Raw genomic sequence first — 20906 nt, forward strand, 5'->3', positions numbered from 1 at the left:
GCGGCGGTCAGCCGCCGAGCGGGACGGAGTCCTGCCTTGCGCCGGCTTGCCGCGGGACCGAAACGGTCAGGCCGTCCCGTGCGAGGTCGCGTCCGCGGGTTTCCTTCGCCACCAGGACGGTCAGCGCGGTGACGGCCGCCGCCACGCCGAGGTAGACGGAGACGGGCAGGGAGCTGTCGTAGTCCTTCAGGAGCTCCACCGCGATGATCGGCGCGAGCGCCCCGCCGATGATGGAGGCGAGCTGGGAGCCCATGGAGGCGCCGGAGTAGCGGACCTTGGTGTCGAACATCTCCGAGATGAAGGCGGCCTGCGGTCCGTACATCGCGCCGTGCAGCAGAAGTCCGACGGTGACCGCGAGGGCGATGACCGCGAAGGACTTCGAGTCCAGCAGCGCGAAGAAGGCGAAGGCCCAACCGGCCATGCCGACCGCGCCGATGAGCGTGACCGGGCGGCGCCCGATCCGGTCGGAGAGCGCGCCCCAGGCCGGGATGGTGACGAAGTGGACGGCCGAGCCGATCAGCACGGCGTTCAGCGCGTCGCTCTTGGGCAGGCCCAGGTGGACGGTGACGTAGACGAGGAGGAAGGCGGTGAGGATGTAGTACGAGATGTTCTCCCCCAGCCGGGTGCCGATCGCGGTCAGCACCTGGCGCCAGCTGGTGCGGAACACCTGGACGATCGGGGGCTTCTCCTTGACGCCCGCCGCGGCCTCCTCGGCGGCCTTGCGCTGGGCCTCCAGGAAGACCGGCGACTCGGAGACGGAGATGCGGATCCACAGGCCGATCATGACCAGCACGCCGGAGAGCAGGAAGGGGATCCGCCAGCCCCAGGCGAGGAACGCCTCGTCGGACTGGACGGCGGCGAGCAGGGCCAGGACACCGGTCGCGAGGAGGTTGCCGCCGGGCGCGCCGGCCTGCGGCCAGGAAGCCCAGAAGCCGCGGCGTTCGGGGCCGCCGTGTTCGGAGACCAGCAGCACCGCGCCGCCCCACTCGCCGCCGAGCGCGAAGCCCTGGACCAGGCGGAGCACGGTCAGCAGGACCGGCGCGGCAGCGCCGATGCTGGCGTGCGTGGGCAGCAGCCCCATCGCGAAGGTGGCCCCGCCCATCATCAGCAGGCTGAGCACCAGCAGCTTCTTGCGGCCGATCCGGTCACCGAAGTGCCCGAAGACGATCCCGCCGAGCGGCCGGGCGGCGAAGCCGACCGCGTACGTCAGGAACGCGAGCAGCGTGCCGACCAGGGGGTCGCTGGTGGGAAAGAACAGGGTGTTGAACACCAGCGCGGCCGCGGAACCGTAGAGGAAGAAGTCGTACCACTCGATGGTGGTGCCGACGAGGCTGGCGGCGACGATGCGGCGGATACCGCTTCTGCCGGCCGGCTGTGAACTCATGGTGTCACCGTGTTTCGTTGACGGGGCGGGAATGTGAGGGGAGGGAATGTGAGGGGAGGGAATGTGAGGGGCGGGGCGCTCAGTTCGCGCCCCACCCGCCGTCGACGGGGATCGACGCTCCGGTGATGTAGCCGGTGTGGGGTCCGCAGAGCCAGGCGGCGACCGCGGCCACCTCCTCCGGTTCGATGAGCCGCTTGATCGCGGACCGCTTGAGCAGCACATCGCTGACGACGTCCTCGGGGTCGATGCCGTGAGCGGCGGCCTGGGACGTGATCTGGTGCTCGACCAGGGGCGTGCGTACGTAGCCGGGGTTGACGCAGTTGCTGGTCACCCCGTGCGGGGCTCCCTCGATCGCCGCGACCTTGCTCAGCCCCTCCAGGCCGTGCTTGGCGGCGACGTACGCGGACTTGAAGGCGCTGGCCCGCAGGCCGTGCACGCTGGAGATGTTGACCACCCGGCCCCAGCCGCCGGCGTACATGTGCGGCAGGCACTGCTGGAGCAGCAGGAACGGCGCGGTGACCATCACTCTCTGGATCAGCTCGAACCGGGCCGGAGGAAAGTCCTCGATGGCCGCCACGTGCTGGAGCCCCGCGCTGTTCACGAGGACGTCCACCTCGCCGGGGAGCGTGCGGACCTCCCCGGCCTCGGCCAGGTCCACGACGTACGCACGTCCGCCGGTGGCCTTGGCGACGTCCTCGGCCGCCGCGGCGTCGAGGTCGACCACGTGCACCAGGGCCCCGGCGGCGGCCAGCGCGTGGGCGCAGGCCCGCCCGATGCCGCTGCCGCCGCCGGTCACCAGGGCCGTGCGGCCGGTGAGGTCCAGGCCGTCCGCACGGTGCGCCAAGGATCCGGGAGCTGCGTGAAATTCGCTCGTCATGGCGGGAAACGCTAGAGACATACGACACGGCAGCCCATGTGTCCGGATGCCACACTCTGCCCCCTCGTTATGGCGAAGACAGCCATACGGACCGGTCAGCGAGTCAGGCGATCGCCGTCGCCGAGAGCTCGGGCACCATCGTGAACTCGGCCGCGGTCGCGGCCCGGACCTGATCCACGCCGACGCCGGGCGCCAGCTCGCGCAGCAACAGGCCGCCCGGGGTGACGTCGAGCACCGCCAGGTCGGTGATCACCCGGTGCACCACCCGCCGGCCGGTGAGCGGCAGCGTGCACTCCTCCACCAGCTTCGGGGTGCCGTCCCGGGCGGTGTGGTCCATCAGCACGATGACTTTCCGGGCTCCGTGGACGAGGTCCATGGCCCCGCCCATCCCCTTGACCATCTTTCCGGGGATCACCCAGTTCGCCAGGTCGCCGCACGCGGACACCTGCATGGCGCCCAGGACGGCCACGTCGATGTGCTCTCCGCGGATCATCCCGAAGGACAGCGCGGAGTCGAAGTACGACGCACCGGGAAGCGTGGTCACGGTCTCCTTCCCGGCGTTGATCAGGTCGGGCCGTACCTCGTCGTCGTACGGGTAGGGGCCCACCCCGAGGATGCCGTTCTCCGACTGGAGGACCACCTCGATCCCCGGGGGCAGGTGGTTGGGGATCAGCGTGGGCAGGCCGATGCCCAGGTTGACGTAGGAGCCGTCCTCCAGTTCCCGGGCGGCGCGGGCCGCCATCTGCTCACGTGTCAGAGACATCTCGGTTCCGCCCTCCCCGGTCCCCCCGTACGGTGCGACGCTCGATGCGCTTCTCGGCCCTCGGGTCGCCGGCCTCGGCATGCACCACCCGCTGCACGAAGACGCCGGGCAGGTGGATCCGGTCCGGGTCCAGCTCGCCGGGCTCGACGAGCTCCTCCACCTCGGCGATCGTGGTCCGGCCGGCCATCGCGGTGAGCGGGTTGAAGTTCCGGGCCGAGGAATGGAAGACGAGATTGCCGTGCCGGTCACCGACAGCCGCCCGTACCAGAGCGAAGTCGGTGGTGATCCCCTCCTCCAGGAGGTACTCGCGCCCCCCGAAGGTACGGGTCTCCTTCGGCGGCGAGGCGACGGCGACCGTGCCGTCCTCGTGATACCGCCACGCCGTCCCGCCGTCCGCGATCCGCGTGCCCACGCCCGCGGGGTGTAGAACGCCGGAACACCGCAGCCCCCTGCCCGCAGCCGCTCGGCGAGGGTGCCCTGCGGCACCAGCTCCACCTCCAGCTCGCCACTGAGGTACTGGCGGGCGAACTCCTTGTTCTCACCCACATAGGAGCTGGTCATACGGGAGATCAGCCCCTCCCTCAGCAGCAGCCCGAGACCCCAGTCGTCCACACCGCAGTTGTTGGACACCACCCGCAGGCCGCCGACGCCCCTGTCCAGCAGTGCGTGGATCAGTACACCGGGTATGCCGCACAGGCCGAACCCGCCCACCGCCAGCGACGCCCCCTCGGGGATGTCGGCCACTGCCCCGGCCGCGTGCGCGACCACTTTGTCCAAGCCCATCCGATGCCCCTCGCTCTCCGGCTCCGCCGGCGGCCGCCGCGCACGCGCGCGGCCACACCGCGGCGACTGCAGCCGAGCGTAGGAAGCACCCGGCAGGGCCGGCCATGGCGGCCGGCCACACAACCCGGCCTCCGCGTATGTGTCAGGAGGGCGAGGTGCCGAACGGGTTGTCGATGAGGTAGCGCCACAGACCGTCCGGCCCGCGCCGGGCGACGTCCGTGGCGGTGCCGGCCAGCCGGACGGCCGCGCCGTCGGGGCCGGTGCCGTCGATGCTCCAGTCGACGATCAGCAGAGCGAGGTCACCTGCCACGTACGTGTGGCGGGGGCGCACGTCGATCGGCAGACCCAGCGCGAGGAAGTCCGCCGTGGCCGAGGCGAGCGCGGCGCCCGTCAGCGGGGTTCCGGGGCGCGGGACGAAGACGGCGTCCGGCGCGTACACCTGGGCCACCGCCGCCGGGTCGCCGGTGTTGAAGGCCGCGGCGAAGACGGCCGGGTGTTGCCGGGGATCGTCGGTCAGGAGGACAGTGGGCGCATGATCGCGTTCGATGTTCATGGCCGCAGCCAAGCCGAGGCCGAAATGGGTCACCAAACGGAAAGCCACGCCGGCCCGTGGGACACCGAGCTGGTCCCGGACGTCGATGGGCGTACCCGGCGACCGGAGCCGGACTGCCCGGTGGAGCTGGCCCTCGCGGCGGTGTCGGGGCGCTGGACCACGCTCGTGCTGCGGGAACTGATGGGCGGGCCGTTGTCGTTCGGGGCGCTGTCTGCACGGCTTCCCGGCATCAGCCCGAAGGTGCTCACCGAGCGGCTGCGGACGCTGGAGGGGCAGGGTCTCGCCGTCCGGGAACGGCTGCCCGGCTTTCCCGTGCGTACCCGCTACGGTCTGACCGCGGCCGGTGCGGTCTTGCGGCCGCTGCTGGTCGAGCTGTACCGCACCGGGGTGGAGCTGGCGGCGACAGGCGCAGGGCCCCGGGCAGGGTCTCCCGATCCAGCGGCCTGACCGCGTTCAGGGGGGCGGCGTTCGCTGGAGTGCACCCCCACCGGATCATGACCGCATGTCATACACCTCTCGACGCAATCTGCTCGCCGTCTTCGCCACCGCGGCGGCCTCCGTTCCACTCGGGACCTCGAGCGCCGCAGCCTCGCCGAGAACCTCGGTCCCGGCCGCCCCCGCACGCACGGCATCCCTCTCAGCCATGGCCGCGGCGCCCGCGTCCCTCACCTCGCCCCGGTCCTCCGTCACCATCGGACCGCTGGACCCCGCCTACTTCACGCAGGTCTCCCTCGGCTCCTTCACCACGACCGTGCTGCCGGGCACGCCGGAGCGCCTGGAGGTCACCTCCGGCCCCCACCGCGTCGCCGTCCTGACCAAGGGCGCGCGCACCGTCGTCCTGACCGGTCCCCAGCGCACCTTCACCGAGAACAAGCAGTCCTTCGAGGACGACTTCCGGCGCACCCTCCCCAACCAGGCACTCCCGGTCGCGGACCGCACGTACTGGGGGACCTCCCCCTCCGGCGGCAGCTGGTCCACGCTGGGGCCCGCCGACACCGACTACTCGGTGGTGCCGGGCAGCGCCACCATCGAGCTCACGACCGACTACGCGAGCCGCCACGCCACCCTCCGGGACGACGAGATCACCGACGTCGACGTCCGCTCCGTCGCGAAGTTCGACAAGGTTCCCACCGGCCAGGCCTGCTCGTACGCGCTGTCCTTCGGCTACCAGGACGTCCACAACAACTACCGGGCCAGGCTGTCCTTCCTGACCTCGGGCACGGTCGAACTGCGCCTCGAGAAGGAGGTCGCGGACACGGTCACCCAGCTGACCACGGCCACGACCCTCGCCACCGGAGTTCCGGCGGGCACGAACTGGACGATCCGTGTCCGCCGCGAGGGCGCCCGCATCCGGGCCAAGGCCTGGCGCACGGACAGCGCCGAACCCACCGGCTGGGCCGCGGACGTCACGGACACCACCTTCCCCAAGGGGCGGGTGGGCCTGAGGGCACTGGCCAATCAGGGCTGCACGAACCTGCCCGTCAAACTGGTGGTGAGCCGCTTCGAGGTCCGCGAGGCGACCTGGCAGCAGCCGCCGACCGTCACCCACGACACCTGGGTACGCGTGCTCCCCGCGCCCTTCGACGGGACCTGGACCCCTGCCCTGGAACAGATCATCCGCGGCTGGGCCGGTTCCCCGACCCCCGATGTCCTGGCCCACGCGGCCGCGTTCCTCGCGGGAGCACCCGCGGTGACCACGGCCGCCACCCCGGCAACGGGCAAGCAGGTCATGGGCAAGGCGGGCTACGGCTACACGGACCCGCACGGCTACCGCTACGAGGGCGCGGACTTCCACGAGTACATGGACCTCGGCTGGACCTTCCCCGACGGCACCTACACGGGCCCGTCCAGCCAGCAGGTCGGCAACCTCGACTGCTCCGGGTACACCCGCATGGTCTACGGCTACCACATGGGCATCCCCATGGCCGCCGGCGAGGACACCTCCAGGACCCGCATCCCCCGCAAGTCCCGCCACATGGTGGACTACGCCCCCGGCACCCGGATCGACCAGACGGACGGCACGAATCCGCCCGCCGCACAGCAACTCCAGCCCGGCGACCTGCTCCTGTTCAACGCCGACTCCGGTGACGACACGGTGACCGTCACCGTCGACCACGTGGGCATCTACCTCGGCCTGGACAGCGCCGGCAAGCGCCGCTTCCTCTCCAGCCGCAAGACCGGCAACGGCCCCACCATGTCCGACCTGGGCGGCGCTTCACTTCTCGACGGCACCGGCACCTACGCGAAGAAGCTCCACACGGTTCACCGCCTCTGATCCCCCGCGGGCCGCCGGACAGGCCCCAGGCCGAGGTCAGGCCCCGGTGCCGGCGAGGCGGCGCATCGTGTCCATGAGTTCGGGCGGCGGGGCGATGCTCATCGTCCTGGTCTCGTCGTCGAAGACGGTGATCGTGGTCAGGCGGCCCGCCTGCCACCAGAAAACCCGCGGCGAGAGCCGTCCGGGGCCGTCCTCGTAGGCGCCGAGGCCGAACTGGGCGAGGTCGTTGACGGCCTCGCCCACGTGGCGGTCGGCGAGCGGGTAGAAGACGAGGTTGTGCCGGTTCGGCACCGTCAGCAGCGCTCCCTCGGCGGGGAGTTCGGGGCCACCCGCAGCGCGGACCGCCTCCTCGAAGACGAGCGCCTTGCTGGCGGCGTACACGGACTCGCCGCCGATGATGTGCAGGACGGCGCCGCCGGGCCGCTCGATCGTGTCGTAACCCACCGGTTCGGCCAGCAGGTTGGCGCGCGCGGCCGCGTAGAGCACGTCCCGGTCCACTCGGGCGACGTCCTGGTCGTCCAGCAGCCGGACGCTGTCGGGGGTGTCGTACGCGATGCCCTCCAGCAGGTCGGTGGCGACGGGCCGCAGGTAGCCGAACTGGTGGGCGGCCTGCGGCGGTATGGATTCGGCGGCGGCCAGCCGCAGGTAGACGTTACGCAGCGGGTCTGCGGCGGCGTCCGGGGCGGCGGAGGGCGTCTGCTCGGTCATGCGTGCTTCCTTAAGCGGTGGTGACGGCGCAGGCGGCTGAGCGTGGGAGGTCGCGGGCCGGGCGAACCGGCGGACCGCCCTGGCCGGGTGCGTTCCTGTCTGCGGGTCAGGTCCGAGATCAACCGGACACCGGCACCGTATCAGCGTGTTGCGGACGGCCGCGGTCCGGGCCGGGTGGGCCGGCGCGAACGGGCCGGGGCCCGCGGAGGGATGCCGGGGCTCGGGCGGTCCGAGCACCGTGCGACCATCAGGCCCGCACCCGGCGGCCGCGGTGTCCGCGCCCGGCCGTTTGGTTGCGTCTCACCCTCTGAGCAAGGAGCGCCACACGCATGTCCATACCACCTCCGCCGCCGTCGTCCCCTGAGCCGTACCCGCAGCCGGGGCCGTACGGGCAGCCGGCGCAGCCCGGTCCGTACGGAGGCCCGCAGGGCTGGTACCCGCCGCCACAGATGCCGTTGCCCTCGCAGAAGACCAACCCGCTGGCCATCGTGGCGTTCGTCATGTCGCTCGTCTGCGCGCTGCCGCTGGTCCCGCTGATCCTCGGCATCATCGCCCTCTCCCAGATCCGCAGCCGCGGCGAGAAGGGCAAGGGCCTCGCCATCGCGGCCATCGTCATCCACGGCGCGACCATCGCGTTCTATGCGATCTTGCTGATCCTCGGAATCACCGGAGCGCTGGACGACGGCCCCACGCCGAAGCGCGACACCAGTGGCCAGGTCACCGGCCCGGGCTCCAGCGACGTACAGGACATCCGCAAGGGGGACTGCTTCAACACGGACGACGATCTGGCGGAGTACCAGGACAAGGACGGCGGCCAAGCCGCCCTCTCGGTACGCATCGTGCCCTGCGACCAGCCCCACGAGGGGGAGGCGTACGCCGTCTTCAACCTGGAGGCCGGACCGTACCCGGGCAAGGAGAAGGTCATCTCGATCACCGAGGAGAAGTGCTCCGGCACCGCGCTCACCGACTACGTGGGCGACGCCGCGAAGCTCCCGGAGAAGCTGGAGGGGTACTACTACTACCCGCAGGCCCCCACCTGGGCCCTCGGCGACCGCGAGGTCATCTGCTTCCTGGGCGACACCAGCGGCGCCAGCACCGGCTCGGCTCGCGCCACCGGTTCCTGAGCCGCTGTCGTCGGTCAGACCCCGTCGTCCGCCGCGCGGCCGCCCCCTCCCCACCGGCCCGGCGCCACTCCCGGGCCTGAGCCCGTCGGTTCCCCGTGCGGCCCCCGAGCAGGGGGCCGCACGGGCGGGGAAGGGCGAGGAGGGCGGGGAAGGGCGAGGAAGGGATCGGCGTGAAGTGCTGAGCGTGGTCACCGCCACCGCGCCGACCACGGCGAAGGTGCGTCACCCGGACGCGCGTACCCTCATCCCGTGCCAGCCTCCCGCCTCCACCGCGTCGCCGTCCTCGTTCTCGAAGGCGCGAAGCCCCTCGACGTCGGCATCCCCGCGCAGGTCTTCACGACCCGCGAGAGCATGCCCTACGAGGTGCGCGTGTGCGGCGCGGCCCCCGGCCTCGTGACCGGCGGCGACGGCCTCTCGTACCACGTGACCCACGGACTCGACGCCCTCGCGTGGGCCGACATCGTCTTCGTCCCCGGCTACCGGTTCCCGGACCGCGAGGACCCGCCGCGGGCCGTCATCGACGCGCTGATCGCCGCCCACGAGCGGGGCGCGCGGCTCGCCGCCATCTCGACGGGCGCCTTCGCGCTCGCCGCCACGGGCCTGCTCGACGGGAAGCGCGCCACGACCCACTGGCACTACACCCGGGCCCTCGCGGCGAGGCATCCGTCCATCCGGCTCGACGAGAACGTCCTGTTCGTCGACGAGGGGAGCGTCCTCACGTCGGCCGGCGCCGCCTCCGGGATCGACCTGTGTCTGCACATCCTGCGCGGCGACGTCGGCGTGTCCGCCTCCCACCACGCGGCCCGGCGCCTGATCGCGGCCCCCTACCGCAGCGGCGGACAGGCGCAGTACGTGCCGCGCAGCGTGCCCGAGCCGCTCAGCGAGCGGTTCGCCGCCACACGCGAGTGGGCGCTGCACCAGCTGGCCGAGCCGCTCACCCTCGAGGCACTCGCCCGGCACGCCGGGGTCTCGGCCCGCACGTTCTCGCGACGATTCGCCGAGGACACGGGGTACACGCCGATGCAGTGGGTGATGCGCGTCCGGATCGACGTGGCCCGCGAGCTGCTCGAACGCTCGCAGCGCGGCGTCGAGCAGATCGCCGCCGACGTCGGTCTCGGCACCGGCGCGAACCTGCGGTCGCACTTCCAGCGCATCCTCGGCACCACCCCGCGCGAGTACCGGCGCACCTTCACCCAGGACGAATAGCCTCCGACGAACAGCCTCGCATCAGCCCCCATCAGCCGCCATCAGTCCACCACCACGTGGCGAGATCCTTTTGAACCGTGGCGATCACGCCGCTGTCGCGGGCAGGCGCCGGACGCGAACCTGATGACGAACGAAAGGGACACCGCTCATGACTCGCATCGCCATCAACGGATTCGGCCGCATCGGCCGCAACGTGCTGCGCGCGCTCCTCGAACGCGACAGCGACCTCGAGGTCGTCGCCGTCAACGACCTCACGGAGCCCGCCACCCTCGCGCGGCTGCTCGCGTACGACACCACCGCCGGCCGGCTCGGCCGCCCGGTGACCGTCGACGGCAACGCCCTCCTCGTCGACGGCCGCCGCATCACGGTGCTCGCCGAGCGGGAACCGGAACGGCTGCCGTGGGCCGAGCTCGGCGTCGACATCGTGCTGGAGGCCACCGGCCGGTTCACGTCGGCCGAGGCCGCCCGCGCCCACATCAAGGCGGGCGCGAGGAAGGTACTGGTCAGCGCGCCGTCCGACGGCGCCGACGTCACGCTCGCGTTCGGGGTCAACTCCGACGCCTACGACCCGGCCGTGCACACGATCGTCTCGAACGCCTCGTGCACGACCAACGCGCTCGCGCCGCTGGCCGCGGTACTCGACGACCTCGCCGGCATCGAACACGGCTTCATGACGACGGTGCACGCCTACACGCAGGAACAGAACCTGCAGGACGGCCCGCACCGCGACGCCCGCCGCGCCCGCGCCGCCGCGGTCAACATCGTGCCGACCACGACGGGCGCCGCCAAGGCGATCGGCCTGGTGCTGCCGAACCTCGACGGCAAGCTGTCGGGCGACTCGATCCGCGTGCCGGTCCCGGTGGGCTCGATCGTCGAACTCAACACGACCGTCGCCCGCGAGGTGTCGCGCGACGACGTCCTGGAGGCCTACCGTGCCGCGGCGCGGGGACCGCTGGCCGGCGTACTCGAGTACTCGGAGGACCCGCTCGTGTCGTCCGACATCACGGGCAACCCCGCCTCGTCGATCTTCGACTCGGCCCTCACCCGCGTCGACGGCCGCCACGTCAAGGTGGTCGCCTGGTACGACAACGAGTGGGGCTTCTCGAACCGCGTGATCGACACCCTCACCCTCCTCGCCACCCGCTGAACCGGGCGAGTACCCGCCACTGGGACTCCGGATACGGCTGGGCGCTCCATGGAAAGGAGCCGGAATGGGCTCTATCTGCCCTTTTGACTATTCCGGATCGTTTTCCGCGATGCTGTAGCTTTTCGTCCATTTCCTGCCGCACCGACAGAGGTACTGCTCGACCAGGTCGCCGGCCTGGGTCACGTGCATGCCGTCTCTCAGGCGCACGTGCACATGGACCCCGGCCGGGCCATTCTCTATGGGAGACATGGCGTGATTCTGGGGCTTTTGGGCGCCGTGATGCAATAGGGGTGATTCATCCCACACGGCAGAGGTCGGCCTCATGGTCATTCCGGTCCGCGACCTGAACCCGGCCCGGCGCACGCCCTGGGTCGTGTACGCGCTGGTGATCGTGAACCTCGTCGCCTTCCTGCGTACGCCCGGCCTGGCCGGCTCGGTGGCGGGCGAGGGCTCGCTCGCCCAGTTCTGCGATCTCCAGGCGTTCCTGGAACGGTGGGCGGCCGTGCCCCGGGAACTGATCCACCAGCGCGTCCCCCGCCTGGTACCCACGGGGGACGTGGGCTTCGGCCCGACCGGTCCCGGCTGCGTCATCGGGCCGCCGGGGTACGAGAAGAGCCCGCCGCTGTCGGTGCTTACGGCGACCTTCCTGCACGGGAGCTGGCTGCATCTGCTCGGCAACCTCCTGTTCCTGTGGATCTTCGGCAACAACATCGAGGACCGCATGGGGCACCTGAGGTTCGCGCTCTTCTACCTGGTGTGCGGGTACGCCGCCTCGTACGGCTTCGCGCTGGCCAACGCTTCGTCGGCCACCCCGCTGATCGGCGCCTCCGGCGCGATCGCCGGGGTGCTGGGCGCCTACCTCGTGCTGTATCCGCTGGCCAGGGTGTGGGTACTGGTGCCCTTCCTGATCTTCCTGCCGCTGAAGCTGCCGGCCTGGGTGGTGCTGGGCATGTGGTTCGTCCTCCAGGCCGTGTACTCCTACGGCGGTGTGGTCTCCGGCGCGGGCACCGTGGCCTACCTGGCGCACGTCGCGGGCTTCGTCACGGGCATGCTCCTCGCCCTGCCCCTGCGTCCGGGTACCACGCCGCCTCCTGCGCCACCGGGTCCGCAGTGGGGCGGACGTACCGGGACCCAGTGGCCCTGACGGTCTGCGGGCGCGAGGTCACTCCTACGGCCCATGCCCCCGTTGCTTGCAGGGCGTTGTCAGACCCTTGGGAGAGGATCATTCTCATGACGATCCTTCCCGCCGATGAGGCGCTGTCCAGCCTGCCCAGCCTGCCCAGCCTGCCCAGCCTGCCCAGCCGTGCCGACTACCGTGCCGCGCTCCAGCAGTTGCGTGGCGCATCCCAGGCGTACTACGGCGGCGAGAACAGCTTGCTGGATGACGCCACCTACGACCGGCTGCGCCTGTCCGTGCTCGCCTGGGAGGCCGAGCACCCCGGCGAGGTCGCCCAGGACTCTCCGACCGGCCTGGTCGGGGACGGGGCGGCCCCGGTCGGCGACATAGCGCACACCACACGGCTGCTCAGCCTCGACAACGTCTTCGACCCGGCCGGCCTGGTCGCCTGGGGAGCTTCGCTCGAGCGCCGCCTGGGCCACGCGCCGACGGGCGGCTTCACCGTCGAGCCGAAGATGGACGGCGCGGCCGTCGCCGCCCGCTACCGTTGCGGGCGGCTGGAGCAGATCATCACCCGTGGCAACGGCACGTACGGCGAGGACGTCAGCCACGTGATCGGCACCATCGAGGGCTTGCCCGAGCAGTTGCCGGTGCCGGCCACGTTCGAGGTGCGCGGCGAGGTCCTGTTCACGCAAGCGCAGTTCGAGACCGCGAACGAGGTCCGCACCGCGTACGGCGCGCAGGTCTTCGCGAACCCGCGCAACGGCACGGCCGGCACCTTGCGCGCGAAGGACCGTCCGTACCGGCTGGCGATGACGTTCTGGGCGTACGGAGCGGTCGAGCTCGACGGCGTCGCCTTCGCCCCCTCCGGCGCCACGCACGCCGAGGTCCTGGCCGCCGTCGCCGAGGCCGGAGTGCGGACCACGGCCGACACGCCCGCCGGCCTGCACGTGGTCGCGACCCTCGCCGAGGCGCAGCAGAAGGTCGACGCGATCGCCGCGATGCGCCCGGGGCTGCCCTTCGGTATCGACGGGGTCGTGATCAAGGCGAACGACGCGGCCGAGCAGGCCGCGGCCGGGTTCGGCAGCAGGTTCCCGCACTGGGCGATCGCCTTCAAACTCCCGGCCGTCGAGCGGCAGACCGTGCTGAAGGACGTGGTCTGGGACGTGGGCCGCACCGGCGTACTGGCCCCGACGGCCATCCTGGAGCCGGTGGACATCGACGGGTCCACGGTCACCCGGGCGACCCTCCACAACCCCGCGGACATCCGCCGCCGTGACCTCCACCTCGGGGACACCGTGACGGTCTACAAGGCGGGCGACATCATCCCCCGCGTCCAGGCCGCCGTCGTCGAGCGCCGCCCGGACGACGCGCGGGAGGTGCCGCTGCCCACGGCATGCCCCAACTGCGACGGAGAGATCAACAAGGACCAGGAGCGGTGGCGCTGTGCGAAGGGAACCGGCTGCGCCCTGCCCGCACTGATCGAGTACGCCGCCGGACGCGACATGCTCGACATAGACGGCCTGGGCAGAACGTACGTCAAGGCCCTGATCGAGTCCGGTGACGTCACCGACGTCGCAGACCTGTTCACCCTCACCGAGGACCAGCTCGCCGCCGCCTCCGGCAGTGCCAAGCGCGGGGCGAAGCTGGCCGAACAGATCGCGGCCGCCAAGGCCCGCCCGCTCAGCCGCGTCTTCTGCGCCCTGGGCGTGCTCGGCACCGGGCGCAGCATGTCCCGTCGCATCGCCGCGCACTTCGGGACGATGGATGCCATCCGGCAGGCCGACGCCTCCGCGATGCGGGAAGTCGACGGGATCGGCGCGGAGAAGGCCCCGGTCATCGTCGAACAGCTCGCCTCCCTGGCCCAGGTCATCGACAAGCTGGCCGCGGCCGGGGTCAACATGAAGGAGCCGCAGCAGCCTCAGGCGGCCGGTGAGGGCCCGCTGGCGGGCAGGACCGCCGTCGTGACCGGCAAGATGAGCGGCCCGCTGGAGAACATGGGGCGCTCGGAGGTGAACGCGCTGATCGAGAAGGCCGGCGGCCGGGCGGGCAGCAGCGTCAACTCCAAGACCACCTACCTGGTCTGCGCGCCCTCCCCGAACGGGAAGCCGAGCTCCAAGGCCGTCAAGGCGGCGGAGCTGGGCGTCACGGTCCTCACTCCGGAGGCGTTCGCCGAACTCGTCGCCGACTACCTGGGCTGACCGCCGCACCGCAGGGGCCGAACGGCCGGGACACCGCCCGCGCGTACCCGGTGCCGCTTTGCGTATGACCAGGTCACCGCGGTCATCAGGGCCGGTATGGCGAACAGCGGGGCGAAGACGAAGCCCCAAACGGTCTGTGCCGTACCGCTCGACATATACGTCTGACTCTCGACGGTGAAGGCGACCACGACCTGCCACAGTGCCACCACGACGAGGACGGCCCCACCCCGGGATGTCGAAGACGTCGCGCAGGACCTGGTCGCTGTAGCCGACGTACACACCGGATGCCATGGCGATGCGCCACAGGCCGGACGGGACGGCGCACAGGGCGATGGCGTGGGCGGCGCGACGGGCCCAGACGGGCGCGGGGGCGGAAACAGGGAGCGGAGAGGTCGTCGTCGTCATGACGTACATGCTGGCCGTGGACATGCCAGTCACGCGTCGCCCGCCAGGAGGGCGCGCACCCGGCTCAGGTCCTACCCGAGTCAGGTGCGGCCTCCCCCGACAGGGTGAGTTCCCCCTCCGCGATGCCGGATGGTGACGGCCGAAGCCTTGGCGAGCGCCACGGGGTTCAGGAACCGCAGCGGACCGATCAGGCGGGACGCGAAGAGATGCATGTGCCGCGCCACCGATTCATCGCGCGCTGCCGCCGAATACATCAGCCGCTCCACGGGATTGAACGGGCGGCCCGTGGCGAAGTCGGCGGCCAGGAACTGGTGACCGCGCAGCCGGCGCCGGTGTCTGCGTGCGTACACCGCGAGCGACCTGTCGAGGTCGCCCCGACCGGTCGCGGCCGAGGCGACCGCCTCTGCCAGCCACTGCGCGGACTGCAGAGCCCACCCGCATCCCACGCCCCACAGGGGGGCGCCGGTCAGGGCGGCGTCGCCGATGAGCGCGACGCCCGCTGCGGTCGGCTTGCGGCTGTGGAGCGGGTGGTTGACCGTGCCGGTGATCTTCGTGATGCGCTCGGCGGAGTCGATGGGCGGTGCCTCGGGCAGGGCGCGGACGAATGCGGAGAAGCTGCCCTCCAGGTCTTCCCGGAAGGCCGGCAGCCGTTTCTTGTCCGGGAGCACCGCGAGGACCGTCACCCCGTCGTCGTTGGGAAACGCGTACGCCATGTCGGGCTCCAGGAACCAGGTCTGACCGATTCCGCCGTGCAGTGGAAGGTTGCGGAAGTGCGCGAGATAGCCGAACCGCGCGTTCTCGTACTGCCGAGCGGGCACCCCGGCGAACTTCGCCACGGCCGAGTCCTTGCCGTCGGCGCCGACCACCAGGCGGGCCCGGATCTCGCGCTCGCCCTGGGGTGTCGACGCGCGCACCCCCGAGGTTCGCCCCGCCTCCCGGACCAGCCCGGTCACGTGGTGACCGAGGAGCAGATCGACGCCCGGGGTCTTCGCCGCACGGGACCTGATCAACGGGTCGAGGGTGCTGCGCCGAACGTTGTACGCGTACGGCAGCTCGGGGTCCGCCGGCGCGGCCCTCGGCTCGATCCAGCCCCAACGCGTGTACCAGCGCGACGTGTTGCGGACGGCCCCCGCCTTCTCGAGAGCGGGGATGAGGCCGAGTTCGTCCAGCACCGGGTAGGCGTTGGCCGTGAGGGAGTGGGTGCACAGCACCTTGTACGCCTCCGGGTCCGAGCGGCGTTCCAGCAGGGCGACACGGACACCGCGTCGAGCGAGCAGGATCGCCGCGGCGCTGCCGGCGAGGCCGGCTCCGGTGATGACGACGTCGTAGTCGCGTCCCGCGCTCCGTCAGCCGCGCGCTCTGACTCGCCGGGGGCCCAACCGTCACACATCGTCATGTCACATAAGACGCCGATCGGATGAAATCACTGCAATGGGATGTCGATGGGCATCCGGGCCGGCACCTCTCACGCACAGTGAGCGCCAGACAGCGCTCACACCGAAGAGGAGAGACAGCCATGCAGGGACTTCACAGCCGGCGTAGGGGCGGCCGCGGCCGGCGGATCGCGGCCGCCGTGTGCGCGCAGACGCTGGCCGCCGCGGCCCTGGTCGGCCTCGGCGCGGGCGGGGCGAGCGCCCAGGTCACGACGTGCTTCAACTCCGTCGCCACGACCACGGGCACCACGGGCACCCCGGGTGACGACGTGATCATCGGCACGCCGGGCAGCGACGTCATCGATGGCGGTGGCGGCCACGACAAGATCTGCGGGCTCGGGGGCAACGACATCCTCATCGGCGGTCTGGGAGACGACAGCCTCTCGGGCGGCGCGGGCGATGACCAGGTGGACGGCGGGGCCGACCACGACACCCTGGTCGGCGATGACTTCGCGTTCACCGGAGACGCGACGGGCCCCGTCGGCCGCGACCGCGTCACGGGCGGCACCGGCAGCGACAGCCTGACCGGCGACCACTGGTCGGTCCAGGGCACCGCCCGCGGCGGGGCCACGGACACCCTCTACGGTGGCGACGGCGACGACTCCCTGACCGGCGACAGCCGAGGCGACCACGCCTTCGGCGGCGCACGGGACCACATCGAGGGCGGCACCGGCAGCGACGGCATCATCGGCGACTCCCTCGGGTTCTACGACGCCACGGGCGCCGGGGACGACGTCCTGCTGGAGGGCCCCGGTGAGAACGGTGACGTGACGGGCGACAGCGTCTCCGTCCTCGGCAACGTGAGCGGCGCGGGCGGCGACGACTACATCGACCTGGGCGCGGACGGCGGTTTCGGCGCCTGGGGCGACCACCAGACCTTCTCCGGCCAGGCCTCGGGCTCCGGCAACGACCGGATCATGGGCGGCAGCGCGAGCGAGATCGTACTCGTCGGCGACAGCGGAGTGGGCGACCCCACGGGTTCGACGGCGGCCAACGACATCATCGACGGCCGCGGTGGCGACGACCAGATCTTCGGCGACAACGTCGACGCCGGTTCGCTGGGCTCCTCGATCGGCACGGCCGGCGGGTCCGACAGCCTCAGCGGTGGCTCCGGCAACGACTTCCTGCGCGGCGGACCGGCCCCGGACACCCTCAACGGCGGCGCGGGCAGGGACGACTGCGACGGCGAGGCGGGCGCGGACACGGAGATCAACTGCGAGGTCTGACCGCCCCGACGCACGGCGTCACGCTCTCCACGGCGGCGAGGACCTCCTCGACCCGGATCCGCAACAGGCGCCGGTCGGGGCGGTCCGCGTGCGCGTCTCCCGGGCGCAGCGGGTCCCCGCCCGGTTCGGGATGCCACAGCACGCGGTGGGGTCCTGTCGTGGGCGGGCCCCAGAGCCTCGGCGACACGGGGCCGAACAGGACGACGGAGGGCGTGCGCAGCGCGGACGCGAGGTGGGCGAGTCCGGTGTCCCCCACGACGACGCACCGTGCCCCGGCGACGAGGGCGCACAAGCGCGCGAACGGCACGTCGGCCGTCCCGCCCAGTACCGCGTCCGGCGCCAGGCCGGCTTCGGCGGCGACGCGGTGCGCGAGTGGTCCTTCGGCGGCACCGGCGGTCACGACGACCCGGTGTCCCGCGCGGTGCAGCGCCGCCGCCACGGCCGCGAACCGCTCCGCCGGCCACTGGCGGGCCGCGGCGTCGGCGCCCGGATGGATGACGGTGGCGCCGGGCGCGGGCGAGGGTTCCCGGGGCGGCGCGATGCCCAGGTCGCCGGAGTCGGCCGGGAACCCGTACCAGCGCAGCAGCCGGCACCAGCGGTCCCGCTCGTGCTCCTCGGGGCGCCAGACCGGGCCGGGGATGCCGGGGGTGTGTGCGTGGCGGTAGGCGAGCAGCCGGCGGGGCCGCAGCCGCTGGAGCAGCAGGTGGCTGGGCGGGCCGTTGCCGTGCAGGTCGACGGCCACCTCCGGCGGCGGGCCGTGCCAGTCGAGGGAGGCGGGGACCTCTCGCCCGGGGGCCCGGGTGCCCAGGGTGCGGTCGACGAGGCCGGTGGCGGCCGCAGCCTCCGCCAGCCGTTCGGGAGCGGCCAGGACGATCTCGTGGTCCGGCAGCTCGCCGCGCAGGGCGCGCAGCGCCGGCACGGCCGTGAGGAGGTCTCCCAGACCCAGTGCGCGCAGCACAAGCACCCGGGGCCGCGCCCCGACGGCACCTGCCCGCCCGCCCGCACGGGCAAGCGCCCGCCCAGGCGTACCCCCACCGCCCGCCCCGCCAGCCGCACCAGCGCGCGTACCGGCAGACGCACCGCTGGGCGCACCGCCAGACGGACCGGCAGGCGTACCGGCAGATGGACCGCCTGGCGTACCGGCAGGTGTACCGGCGGGCGTGCCACCGGGCGCACCGGCAGACGGACCGGCAGGCGCACCGGCAGACGGACCGCCAGGCGTACCGGCAGGTGTACCGGCGGGCGTACCGCCGGGCGCACCGGCAGGTGGACCGCCGGGCGTGCCACCGGGCGTACCGCCAGGCGGACCGCCGCGCGTACGGACGGACGCCCCGCCGGGCGCACCGGCAGACGCACCGCCAGGCGCACGGACAGACGGACCGCCGGGCGGGGCGGCAGGCGGACCGGCGGGCGGGGCGGCAGACGGACCGCCGGGCGTGCCGGCAGGTGGGTCGGCGGGTGGGGCGGCAGGGGGGGCGGCGGGCTTGTCGGCGTCGCTGCGGGGTTTCGCGGGGCGGGTCATGGGGGCTGCCTCACGGACCCGGGATCGTGGCGGCCGCCTTGGCCGCGCGGTCGGCCAGCATCGTGGTGGAGCGGCCCGCCAGGTAGGGCAGGACGACGGCCTGCCCGCCCCACTCCCGCAGGACGGCCGCTTCCGGAAGGTCTTCGACCGCGTAGTCGCCCCCCTTGACCCAGACGTCCGGCCTCAGCTCCGCCAGGAGCGCGGCGGGGGTGTCCTCCTCGAAGGCCACGACGGCGTCGACGCTGCCGAGCGCGCCGAGTACCCGCATGCGGTCCGCGAGGGGAGTCAGCGGTCTGCCAGGACCCTTGCGGCGGGTGAGCGACGCGTCGGAGTTGACGCACACGATCAGGCAGTCGCCGATGCGCCGGGCGCTCTCCAGCAGTCCGACGTGACCGGCGTGCAGCAGATCGAAGCAGCCGCCGGTCGCGACGACGGTCCCGCCCCGGGCCCGGACGCTCCGGGCGAGGGCGAAGGCGTCCGACGGCGGGCCCTCGTGGGCGGCGGCCGCCGCGTGCCACAGGGCGGGGTTGCCCGCGCCTCCGGCCGCCACGAAGGCGCACGCTTCGGCGACCGCGCGTTCCACGGCTTCCTCGGGCAGGGCCCCGTCGGCGAGGGCGGCAGCCGCGGTGGCGGCGAAGCAGTCGCCCGCTCCGCAGGGGTCTCCGGCGGCCCGGTAGGGCGGCGGGACGAGCATCGGCGTGTCCTGGCCCGGGCTCGTCAGCAGCACTCCGCGCTCGCCCAGCGTCACGGCGACCGACGCCGCCGCCCACCGCTCGGCGAGCCGCGCGCCGCGCAGGGCGTCGGCGCTCAGGGAGGTGCTGCCCTCGCCGGGGCACAGGGCGCGCGCCTCGGCGGCGTTGGGGGTCACGAGTCGCGCTCCGGGTACCGGATCGTCGCCCCTCGGGTGGGGGTCCCACACCAGGGGCACCCGGTGGGCGGCGGCCGCGAGCTGCTCGCGTACGGATCGTCCGGCGTGGCGGCCGTAGTCGGCGACGAGGACGGCGCCCGCCGAGGCCAGCGCGTCGCGTACGGCGTCGTTCGGCGGGCCCGGCCGGCCGCCGCCCCGGTCGATCCGGACCAGCGGGCGCCCGCCCGCCATCACCCGGGTCTTGACGGGGAGTTCGCCCGTCAGGGGCAGTTCGGCGAGCGTGACCCGGCCGCGCAGGGCTCGCCGTACCTCCTCGCTGGCCTCGTCGTCGCCGAGCGCCGTGATGAGGACGACCTCGCGTCCCGCGCGGGCCGCCAGGACCGCCGCGAGTCCGGCGCCGCCCGGACGGCTGCGGTCCTCGGTGACGTCGACGACCGGGGCGGGGCCGTCGGGTGACAGACGCGTCGCGGTGCCTTCGATGTCCTGGTCGAGCAGGGCGTCCCCGACGACGACCAGCGGCCCGGGCGCGCTCACAGCGGCCTCGGGGCGGTGGCCATCGGCTCGTGGGTCCCGGTGGGCCGGCCCCGGACCCGGCCGGCGGCCGCGTCGAAGCGCTCGCACAGCAGGTGGACGGCCACCAGGTGCGCCTCCTGGACGGTGGCGGTGCTCGGCGCGTCGATGAACAGCGTCTCCTCGGCGACGTCGGCCAGCGGGCTCGGAGCGGGGCCGGTCATCGCCCAGACGTGCAAGCCGGCGGTGCGCGCGGTCGCGGCGGCGGCGATCAGGTTGGCACTGCGGCCGGACGTGGACAGGAGGAGGAGCACGTCTCCCCGGCGGCCGTGGGCGGACACCTGCCTGGCGAAGACGTGCTCGTAGCCGTAGTCGTTGCCGATGGCGGTCAGGCTGGAGGTCTCCGCGTGCAGGGCGATGGCCGAGTACGCGGGGCGTTCCTTCTGGTAGCGGCCGACGAGTTCGGCTGTCAGGTGCTGGGCCTGGGCGGCGCTGCCGCCGTTCCCCGCGGCCAGCAGGCGGCCGCCCGCGGGCAGGATGGCGGCCAGCCGGTCGCCCCAGTGCGCCAATCGGTCGAGGCCGTCCCGGCGGAGCCGGTCCAGGGCGTCCTGGAGCGACTGGCAGTGCTGGTGCGCGTCTTCGCTCACGTGGTGTTCGCTCATGACGGTCGGACAGGTCGCAGGTCGGGTGCGTCCGTGTCCCTGCCTCCCTCGGTCGTCGGTGGTTCGCGGTGGTTCAAAGGGATGTGCGAAGGAATGTACGAAGGGATGTGCGAAGGGGTGCGCGAAGGCGTCGGTGGCGGGT

Annotated in this window: 17 protein-coding genes and 2 pseudogenes; 8 read left to right on the top strand and 11 right to left on the bottom strand. The window is 72.6% G+C overall.

What is annotated here, in order from left to right; translation table 11 throughout:
* Positions 1–7: 7 nt before the first annotated feature.
* From ACZ4TV_RS10855 to ACZ4TV_RS10875, 5 genes and pseudogenes are all read right to left on the bottom strand, one after another.
* Complete coding sequence (locus ACZ4TV_RS10855; protein ID WP_468132984.1) at positions 8–1384, bottom strand: MFS transporter; 1377 nt, start codon at positions 1382–1384, stop codon at positions 8–10.
* 79 nt (positions 1385–1463) lie between these two features.
* Positions 1464–2261 carry a 3-hydroxybutyrate dehydrogenase gene (locus ACZ4TV_RS10860; RefSeq protein ID WP_468132986.1) on the bottom strand — a complete coding sequence of 266 codons (798 nt, stop codon included), beginning with the start codon at positions 2259–2261 and terminating at the stop codon, positions 1464–1466.
* Between the two features lie 103 nt (positions 2262–2364).
* Entirely contained in the window at positions 2365–3024 is a 660-nt protein-coding gene (locus ACZ4TV_RS10865; protein WP_468132988.1) for a CoA transferase subunit B, read from the bottom strand.
* A pseudogene (locus tag ACZ4TV_RS10870) lies at positions 3008–3807 on the bottom strand (CoA transferase subunit A). Before ACZ4TV_RS10870 ends, ACZ4TV_RS10865 begins: the two are co-directional and overlap by 17 nt.
* Before the next feature lie 142 nt (positions 3808–3949).
* Positions 3950–4360: a YybH family protein gene (locus ACZ4TV_RS10875; protein WP_468132990.1), complete on the bottom strand. Its 411-nt coding sequence runs from the start codon at positions 4358–4360 to the stop codon at positions 3950–3952.
* Between ACZ4TV_RS10875 and ACZ4TV_RS10880 the strand changes: the two genes are divergently transcribed.
* Positions 4340–4807, top strand: coding sequence for a winged helix-turn-helix transcriptional regulator (locus tag ACZ4TV_RS10880; RefSeq protein WP_468132992.1), 468 nt, complete (start codon positions 4340–4342; stop codon positions 4805–4807). The genes ACZ4TV_RS10875 and ACZ4TV_RS10880 overlap by 21 nt on opposite strands.
* A 55-nt stretch (positions 4808–4862) precedes the next feature.
* Complete coding sequence (locus tag ACZ4TV_RS10885) at positions 4863–6635, top strand: NlpC/P60 family protein (protein ID WP_468132994.1); 1773 nt, start codon at positions 4863–4865, stop codon at positions 6633–6635.
* A 36-nt stretch (positions 6636–6671) separates the two neighbouring features.
* Here the strand turns inward: ACZ4TV_RS10885 and ACZ4TV_RS10890 are convergent, their stop codons facing one another.
* Positions 6672–7343, bottom strand: coding sequence for a hypothetical protein (locus tag ACZ4TV_RS10890; protein ID WP_468132996.1), 672 nt, complete (start codon positions 7341–7343; stop codon positions 6672–6674).
* Between the two features lie 329 nt (positions 7344–7672).
* Between ACZ4TV_RS10890 and ACZ4TV_RS10895 the strand changes: the two genes are divergently transcribed.
* From ACZ4TV_RS10895 to gap, 3 genes are all read left to right on the top strand, one after another.
* Entirely contained in the window at positions 7673–8467 is a 795-nt protein-coding gene (locus tag ACZ4TV_RS10895) for a DUF4190 domain-containing protein (protein ID WP_468132998.1), read from the top strand.
* Positions 8468–8716: 249 nt separating this feature from the next.
* Positions 8717–9673 (top strand): GlxA family transcriptional regulator, encoded by a 957-nt coding sequence (locus ACZ4TV_RS10900; RefSeq protein ID WP_468133000.1) that lies wholly within the window; start codon positions 8717–8719, stop codon positions 9671–9673.
* A 148-nt stretch (positions 9674–9821) separates the two neighbouring features.
* Positions 9822–10820: a type I glyceraldehyde-3-phosphate dehydrogenase gene (gene gap, locus ACZ4TV_RS10905; RefSeq protein ID WP_468133002.1), complete on the top strand. Its 999-nt coding sequence runs from the start codon at positions 9822–9824 to the stop codon at positions 10818–10820.
* A gap of 87 nt (positions 10821–10907) precedes the next feature.
* Here the strand turns inward: gap and ACZ4TV_RS10910 are convergent, their stop codons facing one another.
* Positions 10908–11069, bottom strand: coding sequence for a hypothetical protein (locus ACZ4TV_RS10910; RefSeq protein ID WP_468133004.1), 162 nt, complete (start codon positions 11067–11069; stop codon positions 10908–10910).
* A 73-nt stretch (positions 11070–11142) separates the two neighbouring features.
* On the opposite strand from ACZ4TV_RS10910, the gene ACZ4TV_RS10915 reads away from it, so the two are divergent.
* Together ACZ4TV_RS10915 and ligA are read left to right on the top strand one after the other, a co-directional pair.
* A complete protein-coding gene (locus tag ACZ4TV_RS10915; RefSeq protein ID WP_468133006.1) occupies positions 11143–11964 on the top strand; it encodes a rhomboid family intramembrane serine protease in 822 nt (273 codons plus the stop codon).
* Positions 11965–12050: 86 nt separating this feature from the next.
* A complete protein-coding gene (ligA, locus tag ACZ4TV_RS10920) occupies positions 12051–14138 on the top strand; it encodes an NAD-dependent DNA ligase LigA (RefSeq protein ID WP_468133008.1) in 2088 nt (695 codons plus the stop codon).
* Between the two features lie 485 nt (positions 14139–14623).
* On the opposite strand, the pseudogene ACZ4TV_RS10925 reads toward ligA, so the two are convergent.
* Positions 14624–15862 (bottom strand): annotated as a pseudogene (locus ACZ4TV_RS10925) (NAD(P)/FAD-dependent oxidoreductase); the annotation flags it as partial.
* Positions 15863–16059: 197 nt separating this feature from the next.
* On the opposite strand from ACZ4TV_RS10925, the gene ACZ4TV_RS10930 reads away from it, so the two are divergent.
* Positions 16060–17202, top strand: coding sequence for a calcium-binding protein (locus ACZ4TV_RS10930; RefSeq protein ID WP_468133010.1), 1143 nt, complete (start codon positions 16060–16062; stop codon positions 17200–17202).
* Here ACZ4TV_RS10930 and ACZ4TV_RS10935 read toward each other — a convergent pair.
* From ACZ4TV_RS10935 to ACZ4TV_RS10945, 3 genes are all read right to left on the bottom strand, one after another.
* Positions 17186–18166, bottom strand: coding sequence for a glycosyltransferase family 9 protein (locus ACZ4TV_RS10935; protein ID WP_468133012.1), 981 nt, complete (start codon positions 18164–18166; stop codon positions 17186–17188). The two genes, ACZ4TV_RS10930 and ACZ4TV_RS10935, sit on opposite strands and share 17 nt — an antisense overlap.
* A 568-nt stretch (positions 18167–18734) precedes the next feature.
* A complete protein-coding gene (rfaE2, locus tag ACZ4TV_RS10940; protein WP_468133014.1) occupies positions 18735–20126 on the bottom strand; it encodes a D-glycero-beta-D-manno-heptose 1-phosphate adenylyltransferase in 1392 nt (463 codons plus the stop codon).
* Positions 20123–20764, bottom strand: a complete 642-nt coding sequence (locus ACZ4TV_RS10945; protein ID WP_468133016.1) for a D-sedoheptulose-7-phosphate isomerase — start codon at positions 20762–20764, stop codon at positions 20123–20125. Before ACZ4TV_RS10945 ends, rfaE2 begins: the two co-directional genes overlap by 4 nt.
* Positions 20765–20906: the final 142 nt, after the last annotated feature.

The organism is Streptomyces sp. NPDC028910, from assembly GCF_055564955.1.